Below are 22,478 nucleotides of genomic sequence, written 5' to 3'. Positions count from 1 at the left end.
CCCGTTATTCAGATTTCGTCGATGATGCGGTTGGTGAGCGTGCCGACCACGCCGACCGAGACTTCGACCGTGTCCCCGGCCTTCATGTAGAGCGGCGGATTGCGCTTATCGCCGACCCCGCCGGGGGTGCCGGTGGCGATCACGTCGCCCGGCGCCAGTTCGGTGAAGGCCGAGCAGTATTCGATGACCGTGGCGATATCCCAGATCATGTCGGAGACCGGCTGGTCCTGCACCAGCTCGCCATTGAGCCGGGTCTGGACGCGCAGGTCGGCGAGCCCACCCACCGCCTCGGGGGTGACCAGGGCCGGGCCGAAGGCGCCGGTCGCCGGGAAGTTCTTGCCCGGGGTGAACTGGATGTTGTGGCGCTGCCAGTCGCGCGCCGAAGCATCGTTGAACACCGAGAAGCCGGCGATGTGGGACATGGCATCTTCCTTGCGGATGCGGCGCCCGCCCTTGCCGATCACCACGGCCAGTTCGCCTTCATAGTCGAACCGGGTGGTTTCCTTCGGCCGCACGATCGGCTCCCCCGCAGCGACGAGGGTATCGGCCCAGCGGGTGAAGATCGCCGGGTGCTCCTTCTGCTCGCGTCCGGTCTCGGCCACGTGAGCGGCATAGTTGAGCCCGACGCAGAGGATCTTGTCCGGATTGGGCACCAGCGGCAGCAGCCGCACCTCGGCCATGGCAAAGCTGCCGGTCGCGGCGAGCGCGGCAAGATCCCCGCCAAGCGCGTCCCTGAGCCAGGCCGGAGCGCCCGGCGCGCCGAGATCGTGGACCGTCTCGCCGTCGAGCCGGCCGAAGCTCGGCGTGCCATCGGGGCGGCGGAAAGAGATGTACTGGGTCATTCGATAGTCTCCCCTGCCCTTCGCCGCCGCCCGGAGCGTCCCCGGTGCCCAGGCCAGCCATGCTGCGCCCGCGGCGAAAGTGCGTCTGTCAATCGTCAAGCGGCTGGCTCTCCCAGTCGCGGCGGAAACGGAATCGCTGCTCGGCCTCGCGCAGGCCCGCGAAGTCCTTGTCGGACACGCCCCACTGGTCGATGCGCTTTTCGGGCCAGGTCCAGTCCTCCGGCTTGCCCGCGGCATAGTCGGCCGGAACCTTCTCCACCGGGGTCGAATATTCGATCACCGGGCCAAACGGGGCGATGTAATAGGCATAGACATTGTCGCCGGGGCCATGGCGGCCGGGGCCCCAGGCCGGGGCGAAACCATTGTCGCGCATCCAGCCGATCCCGCGCATCACCGTGTCGAGGTCGTCCATCTCGAAGGCGATGTGGTTGAGGCTGGAAAAGCCGGCGCGGGCAAAGGCAGTCGAATGGTGGCTCTCGTTGCAGCGAACGAAAACCATGCCCGCCGTACGGTCCGAGACGCGGAAGCCGAGCACGTCCTCGACCGCATGGCCGCTCGCCTCGGCATCGGCCGCGTTGAACACCACGTGCGTGAGCTTCACCGGCATGACCCGGCGGCTCTTCTTTTCGTAGCCCGCGATCGGGGCCACCTCGGCGCTGTCCGTCAGGAAGCGCAGCAATTCGCCCTCCGGCAGTTCGACGAGGAGCCCATGGCCGCCGCCGGGATCGGCCGAGACGACCGGGCGCGCCGCCCAGCCCTTCTCGATCACCCGCGCCTTCACGCCGGCCAGTTCGTCTTCGCCGCACACGAAGGTGGTCGAGCGAACAAATTCTTCGCCCTGCTCGAAAGCCACGAGATAGGGATAGGCGCCCGAGCCGCGCAGGTAATGGGCCGTGCCCCTGACCTCGGCCGGGACCAGACCCCAGATGTCGACCATGAACGCGGCAGCCGCCGCCGGATCGGGCAATGACAGTTCGATCGAGCGCAGCTTCATGCCGCCTCCTCCGCCAGCAGCCCGGCGGCGCGCAGGCCGGCGCGGGCGCAATCCTCGTCACAATCCCCGGTATCGCCGCTGATCCCGACCGCGCCGATCACCGTCCCATCCCGGCGCACCAGCACGCCGCCGGGCGAGAAGGCGATCTCGCCGCCGACAGTCACGGCCACGCCTTGATAGAAGGCGGCATTGCCCGCCGCGCGCTGGGCCAGCACGCGGGTATCGGCGCCCATGCCAAGCGCGCCCGTGGCCTTGGCCCGGGCGATGTCGAGGCGGAAGAAGGTCGCCCCGTCCTCGCGCGCGAAAGCCACCGGGTGGCCCCCGGCGTCGAGCACGATCACCGCCAGCGGCTGCGCGCCGCGCCCACGGGCATCGGCCAGCGCACCGGTAACGATCGCCTGGGCTTCGGAGAGGGAGAGCGCGGTCATGCGGTATGCTCCATGGTCTGGCCGAGAAGTCCGGCCCGCGTCCGCAACAACGACAGGGCCGAGCCTGCCTCCGCGCCGAACACGTAATGGTCGGGCCGGATCAGCACGGCATCCATGCCGCGCGCATCGAGCCAGCCGAGCACGGCGCCGCCATCGGGCAGGCTCGCGGCATCGAACCGCTTCACGCCGGCATCCTCGCCGGCCACGGCCGGGCCGCGCACGAACAGGCGCCAGCCCTGCCCGGCAAGGTCGTCAAGCCGGCGGCCATCAGCCAGGAGCGGCTGGATGAAGCGCTCGCCCGCGCCCGGGGTGCCCGGGGCGATCAGGCCGGCAGCGATCGCCGGGATCAGGTCGGCGGCGGTCTCACCCTGCTTTTGCGCGGAGGCCGCGCGGATCGCGGCATCGCGCGCGGCGGCCTTGGCCGGATCGAGTTCGCAGATGTAGCGCCCGGCGGCCACCGCCGCGCCGATCACCGCGCGGACATGCGGATCGCGCTCGGGCTGGTAGGTCGCAAGGATCGCCTCCGGCGCGCCCGTGGCTACGGCGGCCAGCTTCCACGCCAGGTTGGCGACGTCGCGCAGGCCGTGGCACATGCCCTGCCCGAAGAACGGCGGGGTCTGGTGCGCGGCGTCGCCGGCAAGGAACACCCGGCCCACCTGCCAGCGCTCGGCGACAAGGCCGTGGAAGCGATAGGTCGCGGCGCGCACGATGGTATGAGGCACGTCCTTCATCCAGGCGCCGACCAGTTCGCCGACCTTTTCCGGCTGCATCATCGCCGCATCGTCCTCATGCGGCAGCAGCATGAATTCCCAGCGCCGATGATTGCCGCGCCCCGGCACCACCGTGGCGGGCCGCGCGGGATCGCACATCATCACCGAAAGGCGCTGGAGGTCGGCCCCGGCGGGTACGCCGGTCAGCGGCGGAAAGGTCACCGGCCCCTCGACCTCGGCGTCGACGACGAGCCACGGCTCCTCGAAGTGCAGATCGTCGAGCGCCACGCCCAGCGCCTTGCGCACCGGGCTGCGCGAGCCATCGGCGGCGATCACCCAGCGCGCGCGAACCGAGCGCTCGGCCCCTTCGGCCACGTAGCGCAGGGTCACGCCATCGGCGTCCTGCTCCAGCCCGGTGAATTCGGCGCCGAGTTCCAGCTCGACCCGCTCCAGCGCATCCATGCCTTCGCGCAAATGCGCTTCCAGCTCGGGCTGGTAGAAGAACCAGTCGTTGGCCCAGCCGAACGGCTGTGGCTTGCCGACCGTGCCCATGTAACGGATCACCCCGTGATCGGCGCCGACATGGAGGTGACCGTCGGCGGCGATCATGTCGGGCAGGACCCGGCCGATCACCCCGGCGCTCTGGAACAGGCGCATCATCTCGTGGTCGAGATGGACCGCGCGCGGCAGAGGGTAGTGCTCCAGCTCCTTCTCGAGCACGAGGACCGACAGCCCCGCGCGCCCCAACAGGTTGGCTGCAAGCGCGCCGACCGGCCCGCAGCCGACAATGGCAACATCATAAATCATAGGTCAGGCCGCAACTTCAGCGGGCGCCTTGTGCAGCGCGCCATCCTTCATGATCATGTGCAGGCGGTCCTTGTCCTGCAGGATGGCCACGTCCTGCGTCGGATCGCCGTCCACCAGCAGCAGGTCGGCCAGCCAGCCTTCCTTGACCTGCCCGACGTCGATGCCCATCAGTTCCCCGCCCAGCTTCGTCGCAGCCGTCAGTGCCTCTGCGGGCGCGTACCCGAAGTGCTCGACGAAGATCTGGAGGTCGCGGGCGTTGCGCCCGTTGGGATTGAACGGAAAGCCATAGTCCCCGCCGATCAGGATCCGCATGCCGCGCGCCTTGAGCGCGGGCACAAGCTTGCTTTCCAGCTCCATCCGCTCGGCCGCGCTCGCCTTCATCGCGCTCATGTCGATGTGCGGCGGCGGGCTCGCTTCGAGCGCCGCCACCGACACACCGGGGGAAGGGGCGTAAAAGGTGGTGTCCTTGGCCGCGATCATCGCGTCGGCCGCCACGCTATCGGCGTAGGAGGCGTGATAGATGATCCGCGCGCCCGCGCTCAGCGCCAGTTCGATCGCCTTGGGGTAATAGGCATGGCAAGCGATCCACAGCCCGTTGTCGCGCGCGGCACGGCCGGCCTCGGCCATTTCCTCTTCGGTGTAGAGCACGTTCTGCGCGGTACCGGGCTTGAGCGCATCCTCGCCCGAGACGACCAGCTTGACCGTCTCGATGCCCTGCGCCTTGCAGTATTCCATGAAGGCGCGCATCGCCGCCGGGCCGCGCCCGTTGAACACGTCGCCGGTCTCCACGCCCTCGCCGCCTTCGGGGCTGCGCTCGATGGTCGAGGGGATCAGGCGCGGGCCGGGCGTTTCACCCGCCGCGATGGCGCGGGCAAGGTCAGGCTCGATCCCGTCACTGAGCGCGCCGGCCGAATAGGCACTGGTGAAGCCATGATCGAGCAGGACCCGCGCATTGCGCCAGGCCGCGACCTTGAGTTCCTCGGGCGGGAGGATGAACTGGTGGTAGATCTTCTCGACCGACGAGGCCCAGGTCAGGTGAGCATGGGCTTCGACCATGCCGGGCATCAGCGTGCGCCCGGCGGCGTCGATGACCGTGTCGGCGGCTTCCCCGGCCAGGGCGTCGTCGCCATAGGCCAGGCGGGCAATCCGGTTGCCTTCGACCAGCACCGAGCCCACCTGCGGGGCCGCGCCGGAACCATCGAAAATGCGGGCGTTACGGATCAGGGTCCGCATCAGGTCTCTCCCGGTGTTACGCTTGCTTGTTGAACAGCGTTTTCGCGCGGCTGACCCTCAATGTAAAATATTGGTTCTCTATGTATCCATAGCCACGGAGTTATGGCTGAACCCCAGTTGCTCGACCAGCCGCCGCGCCATCGGGGAGAGCACGCTGTCGCGGTGACGGCGGATGCCGATCGAGCGGGAAATCGTCTCGGGCAGCGTGATCGCGCGCAGCACCCCGATCGACAGTTCGGCCGAGGCGACCTGCCGGGGCAGGATCGTCACGCGCGGGCCGCTGCGCACGATGGTCTTGGTGGTCAGCAGGGAATCGCAGCGGATCACGTCGCGCGGGGCGGAAAGGCCGCCGGAAATGAAAAGGGCATCGACCTGCCGCCGGAACGCCCCGTGCGCCTCGGGCAGGACCCATTGGAGCCCCGCCGCATCGCGCAGGGCAAGGCTACTTGGCAAGCGGTCGTGCGCCCGGCCGACGATCAGCGTGAAGGGATCGCGCGAGAAGGTCGCCTCGATCATGTCCGCGTCGGGCTCCTCGATCTCGGTGGTGACGAAGGCCAGCTCGATCTCCCCGTCGCGCAGCATCTGGCCGAGCATTGCGTCCGGCCGTTCGACCACGTTCAGCTCATAGCGCAGCCCGGCCTCGTCCAGCGCGCGGATCGCCTGCGGCAGCAGGCTTACCAGCGCGCCGGGCGTCCCGCCGATCCGCAGCGGCCCCAGCACGCCGCGCGCGGCATTGCTCACCTCGGTCTCCGCATCGCGCAGCAGGTTGGTGATCATCCGCGCCCGCAGCAGCAAGGCCTCGCCGCCCGGGGTCAGCGCGATCCCGCTGCGCGAGCGCTCGAACAACCGCGCCCCCAGCCGCGCCTCCAGGGCGGAGATCGCGTTGGAAACCGACGGCTGCGAAATGTTGAGACTGCGCGCCGCCCCGCTGATCGAGCCGGCCTCGCACACCCGCTGGAAAGTGATGAGCGCGCGCGGATCGATCATCGGCAGCCTTTCCTCTGGTTCAACGCTGCTCCTGCACCAAGGTGACCGGCCCGATCAAGCCCGAGGGGCGCAGCGGCGCATCGGCGCGATAGGTCGGCATGGCGGTCCAGGTCACCTTGCTGGCCCCCGGCTGGGCATCGCCGATCAGCCGGTTGATCCACAGGTTGGCGACCGTGACCTCGATCGTGTTCGCCCCCTTCTTCAGGGCCGGGCCGACATCGACGCGGTAGGGCTCGTGCCAGGCATAGCCAACCTCGCGGCCGTTGACCGTCACCCGCGCGATCTCGGCCACCTTGCCAAGGTCGAGCCACAGGGCCGCGCCGGGCCTCGCGCCCTTGGGCAGGGTGAACGAGCGGCGATAGGTCGCTTCGCCCGAGAAGTACTTCACCCCCGGCTCGACATTCTCGCTCAATGAGGCCAGCGCCGGCAGGGTGATCGAGGCAGGCGCCCCCCGCCCCGGCTGGAACGACACCGTCCACGGCCCGTCCAGCGTGGCGAGCGGCGTCAGCGTCGCCGGCCTGACCTCCGCCGAAGTGGCCGTCGCCGCCTTGCGGAACACGACGAAAACCGAATCCTCCGCCGCCATGGTCAGCGGCACCACCGTCTCGCCGTTCTCGATCCGGTAGGAGACCGGCTCGATCCGCCCATCGTCGGCATGCCACAGTTCGGGCACCTTGCCGGTCATGCGGAAGCGCGCGGCAAAGCGTTCCTCGCGCGCCTTGCGATTGTTCAGGAACCACAGGTCGCCCCCCGGCGCGGTGCGGTGAACGAACATCACCTCCGCATCGGCCGCGCCGCCCTCCATCCGGAAGTCGGAAGCCACCCCCGCCCCGGTCAGGGCATTGTCGGCATCGCGCGAGGCGATCACCTGTCCCGCGCCGATCCGGTTCATCGGCCCCGCGCCCCACAATTTGGCGACCAGCGCGGCGAATTCGGCCGGATTGTCGTTCAGCGCGGGCGAATCTTCCGGCGCCATGCCGATGATCGTGGCCCCGGCCTCGGCCAGAGCCGCGATCCGCTTCAGTGTCGCCACGGTCATCCGCTTCGACGACCCGCCAAGATAGAGCGCCCGGTAGCGCGCCCCGCCGGTGCTGACGATCTCCCCGTTCTCCACCTTGACCGCATCCATCAGCGCATCGCGGTTGATGAAGTCATAGGCATGGACCTTGGGCGCGTCGGCCACCGGCTTCTGTCCGTAAAGCGCGGTTAGCGGCCCTTCCTCGCCGTAGAAATAGGCAAGGTCCGCCACGTTGCGGCCCGATTGCAGCAGCAGCGAGGTCCGCGCGATATAGTCCACCCACGGCCGGGCAAGCCCCGCCCAGGCCTCGTGCCGGTTGAAATACTGCCCGAAGATCGAAAGCGACAGGCCCGGCACCTTGTCGTCGACCGGCTGGTGGACCGAGGTGTGGATCACCGGACGGTTGACCCCGCTGGCGAATTCCAGATCGATGATCCGGCGCAGCCCGCTCGGCGCAAAGGCCCAGGGGGAGAGCGCGGCGGTCATCGATTCGGCGGCAACGAGGTTCTGGCCGTAGAGGTGCGCGGTCGAGGCCGCGCCCTTCATGTCGGCAAGGTAGGAAGGGTTGGGCCCGGCCGCGCGGCCAAAGGTCCACAGCGCCGCCATCGGCACATCGGCATGGCTGCGCATGGCGATATCGTCGCCCAGCGAAGGCCGGTTGTCCTCCAGCGCCTCGCCATAGACCTTGAGCCCGTTCTCATGCGCCACCTTGGCAACCGTGCCGTAATGCTCCGAGGCCATGAGATCGGCGAGGGTCTGACGCCAGTCGCGCAGGAAGCGGTCGGCCTCGCCCCTCGTGCCGACGAGCTGCCCGGTCAGGGTCGGCAGCCACGGCAGCGGGTCATAGCCGCGCAGCCGCTTGAACTGGTCGATCATCCTCGGCGTCCAGTTGGCCGCGCCCACCTCGATCGAATCGGTCAGGATCGCCCGCACCCCGCGGCTGCCGACAAGGTCCGCCCCGGCCGCATCGCGGTACATGCCGATGTAATGCTCAAGATAGCGCCGCACCGCCGCGCCGTCGAACTTGTCCACCTCCAGCCCGGTCGCCTCGGGCGGGGCGGGATGGTTGGTCGTGCCGAGCAGGCTGGACCCGAGCCGGATCACCCGCCAGGTCCCGGCCGGCGGGATCCAGTCGAACGAACCATCGGCCTGCATCCGCCCGGTCAGGTCGATCACCTGCGCCGGATAGGCGCCGCGCGTCCGCGCATCGGGGGCGCCCAGCGCGTCATAGTCCCGCTCGATGGCGAAGCCCGCCTTGCTCTCGAACTGGTCGACCTGCGCCGAGGAGGACAGCGCGAAGCGGCGAATGTCGAACGGCGCCTTGGCCGATGCAGCCATGGCGGCAACAAAGCCCCCCGCCACCTCGGCCCCGGCCGGCGGATCGCCGATATTGGAACCCTTGAACGGCAGGGGATGGAGCACCAGCCGGAAATAGCGCGCCGTCACCGGGGCGAAGCTGACGGTCGAAGGGGCAAAGGTCACCGCAAAGCTCGCGACCTTGCGCCACACCTGCCCGTCGTCACTCGCTTCCAGCACCGGCTCCACCGTCGGGCCGGAGAACATGCCCTTGGCGCCGGGGATGAACAGGCTGGCCGAACGCAGCGTCTGCGGCGCGGCATAGGTCGCGAGCAGGGCGGTCGGCGCCTCTGCCGGCCCGCGCGGCACGGTCACGCCGGTCATCAGGCTGGCATCAAACAGCGGCGCGGGATCGACCGCCTTGCCGTCCGGCCCGGTCAGCCTGGGCAGGGTTTCGGCCGCGGGCGTCACCGGCACGGCCAGCACGGCAATGTCGGAATAAAGCTCCGGAGCGACGAAATTGTGCTCGCCGGTGATCGCGGTCAGCGCGTCCGCCTCGTGGAAGTCGAGGAACGATCCGGTGGCATGCGGCGGCGCGGGCAGCTTGCCGGCAAAGCGCTTGCCGCCGCTGACCAGCACCTCGCTCCACACCACCTTCTTCAGGCCGTCCTCGGCCTTGACCCAGGGCCCGCCGGTTTCCGACCAGCCGGGCGATGCGGCGATCGCCAGCTCCAGCCCGAGCCGGTCCGCCTCGCCCGCGGCGAAGCGGAAGGCGTCCTTCCACTCCGGGGTCATGTAAACCAGCCGCTTGTCCACCACCTGCGGCGTGGCAAGCCCGGCATCGAAGTTCTGCAAGCCCCCGATCCCGACGCGCTTCATCCAGGCTAGGTCCTTGGCGATCCCGTCCTTGGTGATGTTGCCGTTCATCCAGTGCCACCACACGCGCGGACGCGCGGCGGCGGGCGGATCGTTGAACTGCTCTTCCAGCGAGGGCTGCGCGCCGGCGGCCGCCTCCTGTGCCAAGGCGGCGGCGGGAAGCAGCACTGCGGCGGGCATCAGTGCCGCAGTGGCCAGAAGATTGAACGCGAGGCGGGTGCGAGTGCGCATGAAGGTCAGGCCCATCGTTGAATGTGGATTATGCGGCGGTGAGTGCGGCACGAAGCGCGGCAAGCCGAGCGGCGGCAAAGGCCTTGGCGGGCGTCGTGGCGGCGCCGATCATGTCGAAGCCATGGAACGCGCCGGGGATAACGAGAAGCTCGGCCGCCACGCCCGAATCGTTCAGGCGCCGGGCGTAGTCGATGTCCTCATCGACGAAGAGATCGATCCCGCCGACCCCGATAAAGGCGGGCGGCAACCCCCTGAGGTTGGCGCAGCGTGCGGGTACGGCCGCCGCCGGAACCTTCGAGGTTCCAGGAGCCATTCCCAGAAACGAGCTCCAGCCGAAACGGTTGGATTGCGCCGTCCAGAGCAACTTGCCGATATGGGCCGGCACGGCGCGCGCGCTGCCGGTCCGGTCGTCCAGCATCGGCTGGGTCAGGCATTGGAACGCCAACGGGATTTCCCCGCGATCGCGCGCCGTTATCGCCAGCAGCGCCGCATGGCCGCCGCCGGCGCTCTCCCCCATCACCGCGATCCGCGCGGGATCGGCCCCGATCGCCTCGGCATTGGCGTGAAGCCAGGCCAGCCCGGCGTAATTGTCCTCGATCGAACCGGTCCACCGCACTTCCGGGGCCAGCCGGTAGTCCACCGTCACGATCACGCAGTCGAGTTCGGCCGCAAAATCCTGCAAGGCGCGCAAGCCGTCCTCCGCCGCCCCCGCGATGAACCCGCCGCCGTGGGTATGAAGAATGGCCCCGCGCGGCTTGCCGGGCCGGGCATTCACCACGAACAGCGGCACGTCCACCTGGCCCGCCCGGCTGCGCGCCGCCTTGCGCTCCACGGCAATGTCCGGGCGCAGCGGCTGGCGCCACTGCTTGCCCATCTGCCGCAGGGCAGGCAGCGTCTCAGCCGAATAGGCCGGCACCGCCGTGCGCAACATCTCGGCGGCAATGCCGCGCAGCTCCGGGTGGACATGGCGCAGCGGATCATCCGCCGCGCTCGCCGCCCGGGCCAAAGCCCCAAGCGGATGCCCCATCAGCGTCCCCGCGCCAAACAGTACCGATCCGGCCATCATCCATCGCCGTGTGGTCATCCGCCCCCCCTGTTCCGTCAGTCACGCCGGTCTTGTGCCGGCTCGTAGTTCAAACGATCCCCGCGCCGAGCCCCACGGGCTTGCGCTCCTGCGCCTTGCGGTCACGGTATTGGCTGTCGCGGTAAACCGCCAGCACGTCATAGGCCCCGCCCGCCTCGACCCGAGCCTTGGCCAGGATCGGAGCAACGTCGACGTTGTAGGCCCGGCGCAGCGCCTGGAAAGCCATCATCGTGTCGTTCTCTTCCTGCGCGGCGTGAAGCGCCTTGCGGTCGACAAGGCTGGCCTTGGCGAAGCACTGGGCGATCGTCTCGGCGCTGGAGAGCATGGACTCGATCGGATCGGTCACGTTGTGCGACTGGTCGATCATGTAGCTCGGATTGAACCCGTCCCGCGGGTTCGCCTCGGCCTCGGCCAGTTCGTTGAACACGAGGAACAGCTGGTGCGGGTTGATCGAGCCCGAATCGAGATCGTCGTCGCCATACTTGCTGTCATTGAAGTGGAAGCCGCCGAGCTTGCCGAAGCGGTGGAGGCGCGCCACGATCTGCTCGATGTTGACGTTGGGCGCATGGTGGCCAAGGTCAACGAGGCACTTGGCCTTGGGGCCCAGTTCCTGCGCGGCAAGGATCGAGCTGCCCCAGTCGCTGATCACGGTCGAGTAGAACGCCGGCTCGAACATCTTGTGTTCGAGCAGCATCCGCCAGTCGTCGGGCAGGGCGGCATAGATCGCGGCGGCCCCTTCGAGATAGCGGTCAAGGCTGCGGGTGAAGTCCTGCTGGCCGGGGAAATTCGTGCCGTCACCCACCCACACCGTCAGGTCGGTCGATCCGAGCTGGCGCCCGATCTCGATGCATTCGATGTTGTGGTCCACCGCCTGCTGGCGGGTCGCCGCGTCCTGCGCCGAAAGCGAACCGTTGGCATAGGTGTGGGCCTGCCCGACCTGGTCCTGGAAGGTGTTGGAATTGACCGCGTCCCAGCCCAACCCCTGTTCGGCGGCTTCCTCGCGCAGGGCCTTGTAGTCGCTCACCTTGTCCCACGGGAAATGGGGCGAAACGCGCGGCGTCAGGCGCGAGAGCTGGTTGATGACCGCGCAGTCTTCCAGCTTTTCGTGGATCGTGGTCGGCTCGCCGGGGATCGGGAACTTGGCGAAGCGCGTGCCCCCGCGCCCCGCGCCCCACGAAGGCACGGCAACGGAAAAGCCCGCCACCCGGTCCTTCACCGCATCGATATCGATGCCGGTGCGGGCCAGCTTGCGGCCAAGGGCGGCATAGTCTTCCTCAAGCGCATCGGCATTACGCGCGTTGGATTCTGCGATCAGTTCGTCGGAGATAGGGAGGGTCATTTGCTGTCCTTTCGCGTGAGGAAGCCCTGCATGCGGAGCCACGCGGTGAATTGATCGATCATCAGGGTCGTGGTCGTGCCCGGCACGCCCAGTCCGAAGCCGTGGTTACCTGCCTGATAGCCGTGCACTTCCACCGGTCGCCGGGCGGCAAGATATGCCTGTGCGATGGGGAAACCCTTGCTCGGAAACAGGCTGTCGTCGAGCGCGATGGCATCGAACATCGGTGGCGCGTCGGCGGGCACCGGCTCGCCGTCCTGCGGGCCATAGATATAGCCAAGGAAGGCGGGGCGCGATGAAGCGTCGGGATCAAGCCCGACCCGCCGCGTCGTCATGGCCCCGGCCGAAAAGCCGATCATGCCGACCCGCGCCGGATCGACGCCATATTGCGCGGCATGGGTGCGCACATAGGCCAGGGCCGCCTTGCCATCGGTCGGTGCCATGCTTTTGCCGAGCAGGTCGCCGGTCATCGGATGACCTACTTCACCAGCCATCTGCTGGCCGATAAAGCGGTCGGCTTCGGCCGCATCCCGCGGTGTGGGCAAGAGCCGGTACTTGAGCACGAAGGCGGCGATCCCGCGATCGGCCAGGGCCTTTGCGACGGCCCAGCCCTCGTGGCTGATCGCCAGCCCCATGAAGGCCCCGCCCGGTGCGACCACCACCGCGGCGCCGGTCGCTCGCGACGCTTCCGGAAGAAACGGGGTGATCGTCGGCCGGGTCACGTTACGGACGGAATAGCTGCGCTCCGGGCCCATGGTCGCCCAGTCCTCGCTCGCCGCCGTGCCCGGCGTCTGCGCGCCGTAGAGCGGAACCGCGCCAGGTTCGGCGGGCGCCGTCGCGGCCACCATCGGCGGCGGCCTGTTCTGCGCTTGCACAGCCCCGCCCGCCGCAAGAGCGGCGGAGCAGAACAGGGTGATTATCTTTTTCATTATCCTCTCCCCCGGTGATCAGCGGGTGAAGGCCTGGACGTTGCCTGCATCGACGTTGATCATGTTGCCGGTCGACTTGGCCGATGCCTCGGAGCCCAGCCAGTAGGCCGCCTCGGCGATGTCCTCTGGCAGCACGTCGCGCTTGAGCATCGAGCGGTTGCGATAGTGGGCTTCCAGTTCGTCGCCGGCGTCGATCTTGTTGGCGGCGGCGCGCTCCTTGCGCCAGTCGCCGTCCCAGATCTTGCTGCCCCGGATCACCGCGTCGGGGTTCACCACGTTGACGCGGATGCCCTCGGGCGCCCCCTCAAGGGCGAGGCAGCGGGCCAGATGGTTCGCCGCAGCCTTGGCCGAGGCATAGGCCGAAGCGCCGGCGGCAGCAGCCACGGCATTCTTCGAGCCGATGAAGACCACCGAGGTCCCGCCCTGCTCCTTCATCCGCTTGAGCAGCGGCCATGCCGCGCGGGCGGTGAGGAAATAACCCTGGGCGAGAACGTCGTAGTTCTTGTTCCACAGCGCGAGGGTCGTCTCCTCGATCGGCGCCGAGGAGGCGATGCCCGCATTGGCCACGAGCAGGTCGAGCCCGCCGAATTCACGCGCGGTGGATTCGAAGGCGGCGGCCACCTGGGCCTCGTCGGTCACGTCGCAGACCGCCGCGCGGACCACGTCCTTGCCGAACTGCCTTGCAAAGCCGTTGCAGACCTCTTGCACCGCGTTTGCATCGCGGTCCGCCAGCATCACGCAGGCCCCTTCGCGCAGCAGCCGCGCAGCCGTTGCCGCGCCGATCCCGCCGGCCCCGCCGGTCACCAGCGCGATCCGCCCGACCATCGGCTTGGGTGCAGGCATGCGCTGCAACTTGGCTTCCTCGAGCAGCCAGTACTCGATGTCGAAGGCCTCCTGCTCGTCGAGCGCGATATAGTCGCCGATCGCCTCGGCTCCGCGCATCACGTTGATCGCATTGCCGTAGAATTCCCCGGCGAGCCGCGCCGTGGTCTTGTCGGTGGCGAAGGTCATCCGGCCGACGCCCGGAACCAGCACAACCACCGGGTTGGCATCGCGCATGGCGGGAGAGTTGGCGCGCTTGCAGCGCTCGTAATAGGCCGCATACATCGCGCGGTAATCGGCAATCTTTTCCGCGAGATAGGCATCGTCCTGCAGGCGCGCCGGATCGAGCGTGAGCGGCGCGATCTTGGTGCGCAGGAAGTGATCGGGGCACGAGGTGCCGAGCGCGGCGAGCCGCTCGAAATCGGCCGAGCCGGCAAATTCCAGCGCCTCGGCATCGTCCGAATAGTGACCCAGCTTGCGCCGTGCCCCGGTCATGAACCCGCGCAGGCGCGGCATCAGGTCAGCCGCGATCGCGGCGCGGTCCGGATTGGGGGCAACCACGGCGCCGCCGAAGGCCGGCTTGTCCGCCAGCTTGGCATTCAGATAGTTCGCGGCGTCGGCGATCAGTTGCACGGTGTGCTCGTAGCAGGCCTTGGCGCTGTCCGCCCAGCAGATGATCCCGTGCCCGGCGAGCATGACGCCCTCCACGCCCGGATTCGCCGCGACATAGTCGCGCAGCATGACGCCGAGGGTGTAGCCCGGGCGCTTCCACGGCAGCCAGCCGATCTTGCCGCCCCAGATCTCCTGCGTCGCCGCTTCACCGCCCGACGAGGCGGCCAGCGCGATGATCGCATCGGGGTGAACGTGGTCGACATGGGCGAAGGGCAGCAGCGAGTGCAGCGGGGTGTCGATGCTTGCCGCGCGGCCGTTGAGGTTGAAGGTACAGTGCGGCAGGTAGCCGACCATCTTGTCGTCGTCGTCCGGCCCGGCGTAGTGCTGCTCGAGCCCGAGCAGCTTGTCCTGGTAGAGCGTGGCGAAGCCGTCGAGCTTCATCGAGCCGATATCGCCGCCCGAGCCCTTGACCCACAGCACTTCCACTGCCGCGCCGTTCAGCGGATCGGTTTCGCTGAGCTTGGCCGAAGTATTGCCGCCGCCGAAATTGGTGACGGTGAGATCGGAGCCAAGCAGGTTCGAGCGATAGAGCAGCAACTCGGCCGGCGAGAGCGTGGCGGCCACCGAGTCGTCCCAGCGGCTGGCGGGCACGGCAAACGGAATGGCGGCGGAAATCTGCGAATGGGCGTTCATGGCATCCCCGTGGATAACTGACGGCTTTGCGCCGATGCGAATGCTTGCTAACATTTCTGCTGGAAATGATCAAGAATGATTGATAGTGATCATTTCCAGCAGAAGAACGGGAGAGAAGCGCTTTGCATACGGGCGCCACCATCGTCATCGATCTCGGCAAGACGCTGAGCAAGGTAAGCCTGTGGGACCGCGAGGGCCGCATGGTCGATCGTCAGGTGCGGCCGAACAAGCCGATCGCGGTGGACGGCCTGCGCCGTCTCGATCACGCGGGCATCGGCCGATGGCTGGTGCGCACCCTTGCCCGTTATGCCGCCCATCCGGTCGAGCGGATCGTTCCGGTCGGCCACGGCGCGGGCGTGGTCGCGCTCGCCGAGGGCAAGGTCGCCTTCCCCCCGCTCGACTACGAGCAGGCGGTCCCCCCGGCGGTGATGACCGCCTACCGCGCCGAGCGCGATCCCTTCGCCGTGACCGGCTCGCCCGCCCTGCCCGAGGGGCTGAACATCGGCAGCCAGCTCTACTGGCTGGACCAGCTCTACCCGCAGGCGATGCAGGAGGCCGTGCTCCTGCCCTGGGCGCAATACTGGGCCTGGTTCCTGACCGGCCGGGCGGTGAGCGAAGTCACCAGCCTCGGTTGCCATTCCGACCTCTGGTCCCCGGCGACAAGTGACTTCTCCCCGATGGCGCGTCGGCTGGGCTGGGCCGACCGTTTCGCCCCGCTGCTGCGCGCCGCCGACGTGGTCGGCACCCTCAGCCCGGCCATGGCCAAGGCCACCGGGCTTTCCTCCAAGGTCGAGGTGCTGGCGGGCCTGCACGATTCCAACGCTGCCCTGATGGCCGCGCGCGGCTTTGCCGAGATCGCCGACAATGAGGCGACCGTGCTGTCCACCGGCACATGGTTCATCGCCATGCGGCTCCCGGCCAGCCCGGTCGACACGGCGAGCCTGCCCGAGGGGCGTGATTGCCTGGTCAATGTCGACGCCTTCGGCCGCCCGGTGCCCTCGGCCCGGTTCATGGGCGGGCGCGAGATCGAGACCCTGATCGAGATCGACACCCGCCGGGTCGACATCAAGCCGGACCAGCCGCTGCTGCTCGCCGCCGTGCCCGAAGTGCTGCGCGAGGGCCGGATGATCCTGCCCACCCTGGCCAGCGGCTTCGGCCCATTCCCCCACGGCGCGTTCGACTGGGTGAACCGGCCCGACGACTGGTTTCAGCGCCGCGCCGCCGCCTGCCTCTACGCCGCCTTGGTGGCCGACGTCTCGCTCGGCTTGATCGGATCGAGTCAGCGCGTGCTGGTCGAGGGCCGCTTCGCCGAGGCGGAGGTCTTCGTCCGGGCGCTGGCCGCGCTGCGGCCGGACGTTGCCGTCTACACCGCGAACGCTCATAACGACGTCTCGTTCGGGGCGCTGCGCCTGATCGACCCGGCGCTCCGGCCCGATGGCGAACTGGTTCGCGCCGAACCGCTGGGCGCCGACCTCGCCAGCTACCGCCGCGCCTGGCTCGAGCGGGTGGACGCCGTCAAGGCTGGGGCTGCCGCATGATCACCGCTTGTGTTGCCGACTTTCGCGAGGCGGCCCGCCGTCGCCTGCCGCGTTTCCTGTTCGACTATATCGACGGCGGCTCCTACGGCGAGGTGACCCTGCGCCGCAACAGCACCGACCTCGCGGACATCGCCCTGCGCCAGCGGGTGCTGCGCGACATGTCGAGCCTTGACCTCACGACCGAGCTGTTCGGCCAGAAGCAGGCCCTGCCCATCGCCCTCGCCCCGGTCGGCCTGTCGGGCATGTATGCCCGGCGCGGCGAATGCCAGGCCGTGCGCGCGGCCGAAGCGGCAGGCATTCCCTTCACCTTGTCGACCGTCGGCGTCTGCCCGCTGGGCGAGGTCGCCGAGGCCGCGAGCAAGCCGTTCTGGTTCCAGCTCTACATGATCCGCGACCGCGCCTTCATGGAGAACCTGCTCGATCAGGCCGAGGCCGCGCAGTGCTCGGCCCTCGTGTTCACGGTCGACATGCCGGTGCCCGGCAGCCGCTACCGAGACTATCATTCGGGCCTCGCCGGAGTCTCCGGCCTGAAGGGCACGGCGTGGCGCGCCGGCCAGGCGATGCTGCGGCCGCAATGGGCGCTCGACGTCGGGCTGATGGGCCGTCCGCACACGCTGGGCAACATCGCCCCGGTGCTCAAGGGCAAGACCGGCATCGAGGATTTCATGGCCTGGATGCGGGCCAACTTCGATCCCTCGATCAACTGGCGCGACCTTGAATATATCCGTCAGCGCTGGAAGGGCCCGCTGATCATCAAGGGCCTGCTCGATCCCGAGGACGCGCGCGAAGCCGCCGCGCTGGGGGCGGACGGGATCATCGTTTCCAATCACGGCGGCCGCCAGCTCGACGGGGTGCTGTCCTCGGCCCGCGCCCTGCCGGCGATCGCCGACGCAGTTGGCGACAAGCTCACCGTGCTGGCCGACGGCGGCGTGCGCTCGGGGCTCGACGTGGTGCGGATGCTCGCGCTCGGCGCCAAGGGCGTGCTGCTCGGGCGGGCCTGGGTCTATGCCCTCGCCGCGGGCGGACAGGCCGGGGTGGAGCAGGTGCTGCGCCTGATCGAGGCCGAGATGCGGGTCGCCATGACCCTGACCGGCTGCCGCACCATTGCCGATATCGACAAGACCATCCTGGCCGGGAGAGCCTGAACATGACCCAATCCGTCCACAGCGACACGATGAGCACCAAGGAACACTGGCGCAACACCGTGCTCGCCGGCCTTGCCAACTATATCGACGCGGGGTCGATCGTGTCCGGCTCGGTCGCCCTGGCGCTGTGGAAGGAGCAATACGGCCTGACCGACACCTTCATCGGCCTGATCGGCGCCTTTTCCGCCAATGCCATTTCCGCAGGCGTCGGCGCCCTGATCGGCGGGCGGCTGTGCGACATCTTCGGGCGCAAGAAGATCTACCAGTTCGACATGCTGTTCTACGCCTTCGGCATGCTGTTCCTGATCTTCGCGGCGGCGCCGTGGATGATCATCACCGGCTTCCTGCTGGTCGGCCTCGCGGTCGGCGCCGACATTCCGGCCAGCTGGTCGCTGATCGCCGAACAGGCGCCCGACGATGCGCGCGGCGCCCATTCCGGCGTCGCCCAGATCCTGTGGTATCTGGGGCCCGTGGCTGTGCTGGTCGCGGGCTATTTCCTCAAGCCCTTCGGGATCGACGGCGTGCGCTGGTTGTTCATCCACCTCGCCGTCCTCGCGCTCGCCCTCACTTTCCTGCGCAGCCGGATGAAAGAGAGCGAGCGGTGGGAGGAATCCGTCGCCGCCGCCGGGGAAGGCAAGAAGCTTCCCGGCTGGTCCGACGTCCTGAAGCCCCAGCATCTCGCACCGATCCTTTATCTCGTCGTCATGTACGGGATGTGGAACCTGTGGGCGGGCTACAACGGCTTCTTCACGCCTTATCTGATCAAGCAGAACAACCTGCCCGAATGGGCCGAGACCGTCGTGCCGGCGAGCTACTTCTTCATCGGCATGATCTCGATCTTCTTCGTCTTCATGAAGCTGGCCGACAAGGTCAACCAGCGCACCCTGTTTGCGATCTCGGCCGTGATGCACGTGGTCGGCATGGCGCTGCTGGCCGTCTTCGGCTTCACGCTGGAAGTGGTCATCGTCCACATCGTGATCATGGGCATTGCCGGCGGTTTCGGCGCGCAGAGCTTCTTCCAGCTGTGGAGCGCGGAACTGTTCCCGACCGCGATCCGCTCGACCGCGCAGGGCCTGGCCTTTGCCCTCGTGCGCATTGGCCTGGGGATCTGGAGCCTCGCCGTACCTTCGCTCGCCTCCAGCAATTTCACCGAGCTGGCCTGGATCCTCACTGGGTTCCTCGTCGTCAGCGGGGTGGTCGGCTTCATCTGGGCGCCGCGTAACGAAGGCAAATCGCTTGAACAACTCGATGCCGAACGGCAAGGAGCCTGAAGGCTGACCCGGGGACTGGATTGATGCATGCTGCCGAGCGCGAAAGGCTGATTGTCGAGGCCATGCGGCCGAACGGCTTCGTCAGCTATCGCGATCTGGAGGGCATGCTCGATGCCTCGCCCGCCACGATCCGGCGCGACCTGTCGCGGCTGGAGGAGACCGGGCAGATCGTCCGGGTCCACGGCGGGGCCAAGCTGCCCGAGGGCGAAGGCGCACGGCCCGGTCCGTTGCAACTGGCCGGCACCCCGTTCGATCAGGCGATCACCCAGAACCTCGCCGCCAAGCTGACGATCGGCCGCACCGCCGCCGCGCTGGTCCAGCCGGGCGAGGGGGTGATGATCGACGGCGGTACCACCACCCTGCAGATGTGCCCCCATCTCGAAGGGCTGGACTGCCAGGTCCTGACCAATTCGCTGCACATCGTCACCGCCCTGCTGCCGCAGGCGGGCACGCGCATCCTCGTCCCATCGGGCACGGTCTTTCGCGAGCAGAACATCATACTTGCCGCCGCCGGCGAGGAATCGATGCCGCGCTTCCATGCCCCCAAGCTGTTCATGGGCGCCGCCGCGATCGGTCCGCAGGGGGTGATGCAGGCCGACGTGGTGCTGGTCGCGGCCGAGCGGCGCCTGATCGACCGGGCCGAGGAAGTGATCCTGCTGGTCGATTCGACCAAGTTCCGCACCCAGTCGGGCACCATCGTCTGCGGGCTGGATGAAGTCGACACGGTGATCACCGACGCCCTCCCCCCGCAGATGGAAGAGGTGCTGCTCGCGGCCGGGGTACGGGTGATGATCGCCAGCTGAGCCGGCAAGCCGCCGAATTTTCAGGATGGGCAAAACGAAAAAGGCCGCGCTTTCGCGCGGCCCTTTTTCCTTGTTTCCGCAAGGGAAACTGGAGCGGGCGAAGGGATTCGAACCCTCGACCCCAACCTTGGCAAGGTTGTGCTCTACCCCTGAGCTACGCCCGCTCTGGCATCGCGGCGGCGCCTTTTTCAAGGCCTCCGCCGGGGTGGAGGCGCGCCATTAGCAACGGTCTCCCAAGGCCGCAAGGGGAAAAGTCAGGAAAAATGACAGCGGCCTTTTTTGCTTCACAAATCGCAGCGAAACCCCACATTGGGCCCGCCGCCCGGCTTCACCCCGGCGGGCAGGAATGAGCAGGGAGAATTTGCGCGTGGCAAGCATGGGCCTCAGCCTCGACGAGCAGAAGGCAGTCGACCGGTTCCGCAAGACCGTGGTCGAACCTTCGATGACCTCGCTGGTCGTGCTCGATTTCTGGGCCGAATGGTGCGGCCCGTGCAAGAACCTTGCACCGGTGCTGGAAAAGGTCTGCGCCGACTATGCGGAGCGCGGCGTGATCCTCGCCAAGGTCAACGTCGACGAGGACGCCTTCATCGCCGCCCAGTTCCGCGTCCAGTCGATCCCCACGGTCTATGCCCTGTTCCAGGGCCAGCCGGTGGCCGACCTGACCAGTGCCCGGACCGAGGGACAATTGCGACAGACGCTTGACCAACTGCTGGGCAAGCTGCCGATCCAGGCCGGCGATGCGGCCGCGCCCGACCTGGCCCCGCTGCTCGCCATGGGCGACGAGGCTCTGGACGTGGGCGATGCCCCGCGCGCAGTCTCGATCTTTTCCCAGATCGCGGAAATGGCGCCCGACAGCGCGCCGGCCCATGCCGGGCTGATTCGCGCCTTGATCGCGGCGGACGAGCTGGCCGAGGCCGAGGCGGTCATCGCCGCCCTTCCCGCCGAGCTTTCCGCCGACCCGGCGATCGCCCAGGCCAAGACCCAGCTCGAATTGCTGCGCGACCGGCCGGACGATTCGGCCCTTGCCGCGCTGCGCGCCGCCGCGGCCGAGCGCCCGGCCGACATGGAGGCCCAGCTCGCCTTTGCCGAGGCGGCCTTTGCCGCCGGCGAACGCGACAGCGCGGCAGAGACCCTGCTGCGCATGATCGCGCTCGACCGGGCGTGGAACGAAGGCGCGGCCAAGGCCAAGCTGCTCCAGATCTTCGAGGCGATCGGGCTGGAAGACCCGTGGGTGGCCGCGACCCGGCGCAAGCTCTCGACCATATTGTTCGGCTGAATGAGCGGCACGCGCATCTCGATCTTCCCGCTGTCGGGGGCCATGCTCTATCCGGGGCTGCACCTGCCGCTGCACATCTTCGAGCCGCGCTACCGGGCGATGATCACCGATGCACTGGCGCGTGACCGGCGGATCGGCATGATCCAGCCGCAGCGTGCGGACGAAGGGGCGCCGCTCTTTGCCGTCGGCTGCCTCGGCAAGATCGACGAGGTCGAGGCCCTGCCCGACGGACGCTTCAACATTGTGCTGGAGGGCGAAAGCCGGTTCCGCACCCTGCGCGAGCTGGATGTCTCCACCCCGTTCCGCCAGGTCGAGGCCGAGCTGATCGTTGATCCGGCTGACGAATTCCTGGCCCCGGTCGAACGCGCGCTGTTCGAGCGCGAGGCGCGCCGCTTTGCTGATGCGCAGGGCTATCAGGTCGACTGGGAATCGCTGACCCGGCTCGACGACCAGACCGTGATCAATGCCGCCGCGCAGATCGTGCCGTTCGACCCAGCCTCCAAGCAGGCCTTGCTGGAGGCGGATTCGCTGCGCGAACGCTGCGACCTCCTGGTGCAATTGCTCCAGTTCTTTTCGCGCCGCGATGGCGACGAGGACCACACGACCCTGCAGTAGACCAACGCTTCGTCATTGCGAGCGGCCACAGGCCGCGCGGCAATCCAGGGCCGTTGCGACCGAATCCTTGTGCACAGCCGCCCTGGATTGCTTCGCCGCTGTGCTCCTCGCAACGACGAGTGGGTGGCTTACCCTAACCGGCAACCTTCTCGTCGAGGATCGTCTCTTCGCCGCCCTGGTGTTTCCAGCGGGCGAGCAGGCGCCATTCGCCGGCGGGCTGGACGGTCATCTCCCACGACAGCGAGCCATCGGCGGCGCGGCCCGCGCGGCCCTTGGGATCGAGCGGGGGCAAGTCCTTGGCCTTGACCGGCTTGGACTTCTCGGGCTTCGCCGGTTTGCCATCCTTGCCAAGTGCCGCGCGGGCCCGCTCGGGGCAGTCCGCAACGCGGGCGACGATCATCTCGGGCGGCTCGGCCGGGCCTGCGCGGGAGGCAAGATCCTGTTCGATCAGCCAGCGATACTTGCCGTCGCCCTGGTGCTGCCAGATCGCCGCGAAGCTGCCCGTGCGCCCCTCGTGCCGCCATGCCCCCCGGCTGACCACCAGCGAGCCGTCACAGCTCGACCAGACCTCATAAGGCTCGCGCGTGCCGCCGGGGAGGATCTGGCTGCGCCCCCTGAACCATTGCTGGGCCCAGACCAGACCGGGAGCGCCGACGCCGCCGGTGAGCAGCACCGCCTCGGGCGCGGCGGCATCGGCCAGCGCCGCCCATTGCCCGCGTTCGCGCCCGTCCTTGGCCAGAGCCAGTTCGGCGGCGATCACGGCGCTGGGATTGGCATAGGATTGGCCGGGCCGTCCCGCGCCCCCGCGCCCCTGCGCCTGAACGGGCGCCGGAGCGGCCAGCGCGAGGCCCGCGGCGGCAAGGCCTGCAAAGGAGAGGGAAACGGGCCGCATCATCGCCGTCATGCCAGCCACAGCCTTGCCCGGCGATGAA

Annotated in this window: 18 protein-coding genes and 1 tRNA gene; 6 read left to right on the top strand and 13 right to left on the bottom strand. The window is 68.4% G+C overall.

All coding sequences use genetic code 11. The annotated features are described in order from the left end of the window. Positions 1 to 8: 8 nt before the first annotated feature. The 11 genes from H7F51_RS14855 to H7F51_RS14805 all read right to left on the bottom strand — a co-directional run bounded on the left by H7F51_RS14855 (position 9) and on the right by H7F51_RS14805 (position 14,898). Complete coding sequence (locus H7F51_RS14855) at positions 9 to 842, bottom strand: fumarylacetoacetate hydrolase family protein (RefSeq protein WP_185665097.1); 834 nt, start codon at positions 840 to 842, stop codon at positions 9 to 11. Positions 843 to 930: 88 nt separating this feature from the next. Beyond that, positions 931 to 1,836 (bottom strand): VOC family protein, encoded by a 906-nt coding sequence (locus tag H7F51_RS14850; RefSeq protein WP_185665096.1) that lies wholly within the window; start codon positions 1,834 to 1,836, stop codon positions 931 to 933. Continuing rightward, positions 1,833 to 2,264 carry a GlcG/HbpS family heme-binding protein gene (locus H7F51_RS14845; protein WP_185665095.1) on the bottom strand — a complete coding sequence of 144 codons (432 nt, stop codon included), beginning with the start codon at positions 2,262 to 2,264 and terminating at the stop codon, positions 1,833 to 1,835. Before H7F51_RS14845 ends, H7F51_RS14850 begins: the two co-directional genes overlap by 4 nt. Then, positions 2,261 to 3,781, bottom strand: a complete 1,521-nt coding sequence (locus H7F51_RS14840; RefSeq protein WP_185665094.1) for a bifunctional 3-(3-hydroxy-phenyl)propionate/3-hydroxycinnamic acid hydroxylase — start codon at positions 3,779 to 3,781, stop codon at positions 2,261 to 2,263. The genes H7F51_RS14845 and H7F51_RS14840 overlap by 4 nt, the downstream gene beginning before the upstream one ends. A gap of 3 nt (positions 3,782 to 3,784) precedes the next feature. Then, positions 3,785 to 5,014, bottom strand: a complete 1,230-nt coding sequence (locus H7F51_RS14835; protein ID WP_185665093.1) for an amidohydrolase family protein — start codon at positions 5,012 to 5,014, stop codon at positions 3,785 to 3,787. 78 nt (positions 5,015 to 5,092) lie between these two features. Further along, complete coding sequence (locus H7F51_RS14830) at positions 5,093 to 6,001, bottom strand: LysR family transcriptional regulator (RefSeq protein WP_185665092.1); 909 nt, start codon at positions 5,999 to 6,001, stop codon at positions 5,093 to 5,095. A gap of 19 nt (positions 6,002 to 6,020) precedes the next feature. After that, positions 6,021 to 9,422: a glycosyl hydrolase gene (locus tag H7F51_RS14825; RefSeq protein ID WP_185665091.1), complete on the bottom strand. Its 3,402-nt coding sequence runs from the start codon at positions 9,420 to 9,422 to the stop codon at positions 6,021 to 6,023. A gap of 28 nt (positions 9,423 to 9,450) precedes the next feature. Beyond that, positions 9,451 to 10,506 (bottom strand): alpha/beta hydrolase, encoded by a 1,056-nt coding sequence (locus tag H7F51_RS14820; RefSeq protein ID WP_185665090.1) that lies wholly within the window; start codon positions 10,504 to 10,506, stop codon positions 9,451 to 9,453. Positions 10,507 to 10,555: 49 nt separating this feature from the next. Next, positions 10,556 to 11,845, bottom strand: coding sequence for an L-rhamnose catabolism isomerase (gene rhaI, locus H7F51_RS14815; protein WP_185665089.1), 1,290 nt, complete (start codon positions 11,843 to 11,845; stop codon positions 10,556 to 10,558). Beyond that, positions 11,842 to 12,771 carry an alpha/beta hydrolase gene (locus tag H7F51_RS14810; protein WP_185665088.1) on the bottom strand — a complete coding sequence of 310 codons (930 nt, stop codon included), beginning with the start codon at positions 12,769 to 12,771 and terminating at the stop codon, positions 11,842 to 11,844. Before H7F51_RS14810 ends, rhaI begins: the two co-directional genes overlap by 4 nt. Positions 12,772 to 12,789: 18 nt before the next feature. Beyond that, positions 12,790 to 14,898 carry a bifunctional rhamnulose-1-phosphate aldolase/short-chain dehydrogenase gene (locus H7F51_RS14805; RefSeq protein WP_185665087.1) on the bottom strand — a complete coding sequence of 703 codons (2,109 nt, stop codon included), beginning with the start codon at positions 14,896 to 14,898 and terminating at the stop codon, positions 12,790 to 12,792. A 122-nt stretch (positions 14,899 to 15,020) separates the two neighbouring features. On the opposite strand from H7F51_RS14805, the gene H7F51_RS14800 reads away from it, so the two are divergent. From H7F51_RS14800 to H7F51_RS14785, 4 genes are read left to right on the top strand one after another with little or no spacing between them, the layout of a single operon-like run. Further along, complete coding sequence (locus H7F51_RS14800; RefSeq protein WP_246448546.1) at positions 15,021 to 16,436, top strand: FGGY-family carbohydrate kinase; 1,416 nt, start codon at positions 15,021 to 15,023, stop codon at positions 16,434 to 16,436. Next, on the top strand, positions 16,433 to 17,581 hold the full coding sequence (lldD, locus tag H7F51_RS14795) for an FMN-dependent L-lactate dehydrogenase LldD (protein WP_185665086.1): 1,149 nt from the start codon (positions 16,433 to 16,435) through the stop codon (positions 17,579 to 17,581). Before H7F51_RS14800 ends, lldD begins: the two co-directional genes overlap by 4 nt. Positions 17,582 to 17,583: 2 nt before the next feature. Further along, a complete protein-coding gene (locus H7F51_RS14790) occupies positions 17,584 to 18,852 on the top strand; it encodes an MFS transporter (RefSeq protein WP_246448536.1) in 1,269 nt (422 codons plus the stop codon). Between the two features lie 23 nt (positions 18,853 to 18,875). After that, complete coding sequence (locus H7F51_RS14785; protein ID WP_185665085.1) at positions 18,876 to 19,655, top strand: DeoR/GlpR family DNA-binding transcription regulator; 780 nt, start codon at positions 18,876 to 18,878, stop codon at positions 19,653 to 19,655. Between the two features lie 89 nt (positions 19,656 to 19,744). Here H7F51_RS14785 and H7F51_RS14780 read toward each other — a convergent pair. Further along, positions 19,745 to 19,819, bottom strand: a tRNA-Gly gene (locus tag H7F51_RS14780). Between the two features lie 212 nt (positions 19,820 to 20,031). On the opposite strand from H7F51_RS14780, the gene H7F51_RS14775 reads away from it, so the two are divergent. Further along, the gene (locus H7F51_RS14775; RefSeq protein WP_185665170.1) at positions 20,032 to 20,931 is read left to right on the top strand and encodes a tetratricopeptide repeat protein; all 900 of its coding nucleotides are present in this window, start codon (positions 20,032 to 20,034) and stop codon (positions 20,929 to 20,931) included. Next, complete coding sequence (locus H7F51_RS14770) at positions 20,932 to 21,546, top strand: LON peptidase substrate-binding domain-containing protein (protein ID WP_185665084.1); 615 nt, start codon at positions 20,932 to 20,934, stop codon at positions 21,544 to 21,546. A gap of 133 nt (positions 21,547 to 21,679) precedes the next feature. On the opposite strand, the gene H7F51_RS14765 is transcribed toward H7F51_RS14770, so the two are convergent. Continuing rightward, the gene (locus H7F51_RS14765; RefSeq protein WP_185665083.1) at positions 21,680 to 22,450 is read right to left on the bottom strand and encodes a hypothetical protein; all 771 of its coding nucleotides are present in this window, start codon (positions 22,448 to 22,450) and stop codon (positions 21,680 to 21,682) included. Between the last annotated feature and the right edge of the window lie 28 nt (positions 22,451 to 22,478).

Source organism: Novosphingobium flavum (genome assembly GCF_014230315.1).
Classification (GTDB): Bacteria; Pseudomonadota; Alphaproteobacteria; order Sphingomonadales; family Sphingomonadaceae; genus Novosphingobium; species Novosphingobium flavum.
This window is presented reverse-complemented; position numbering and strand designations above follow the sequence as displayed.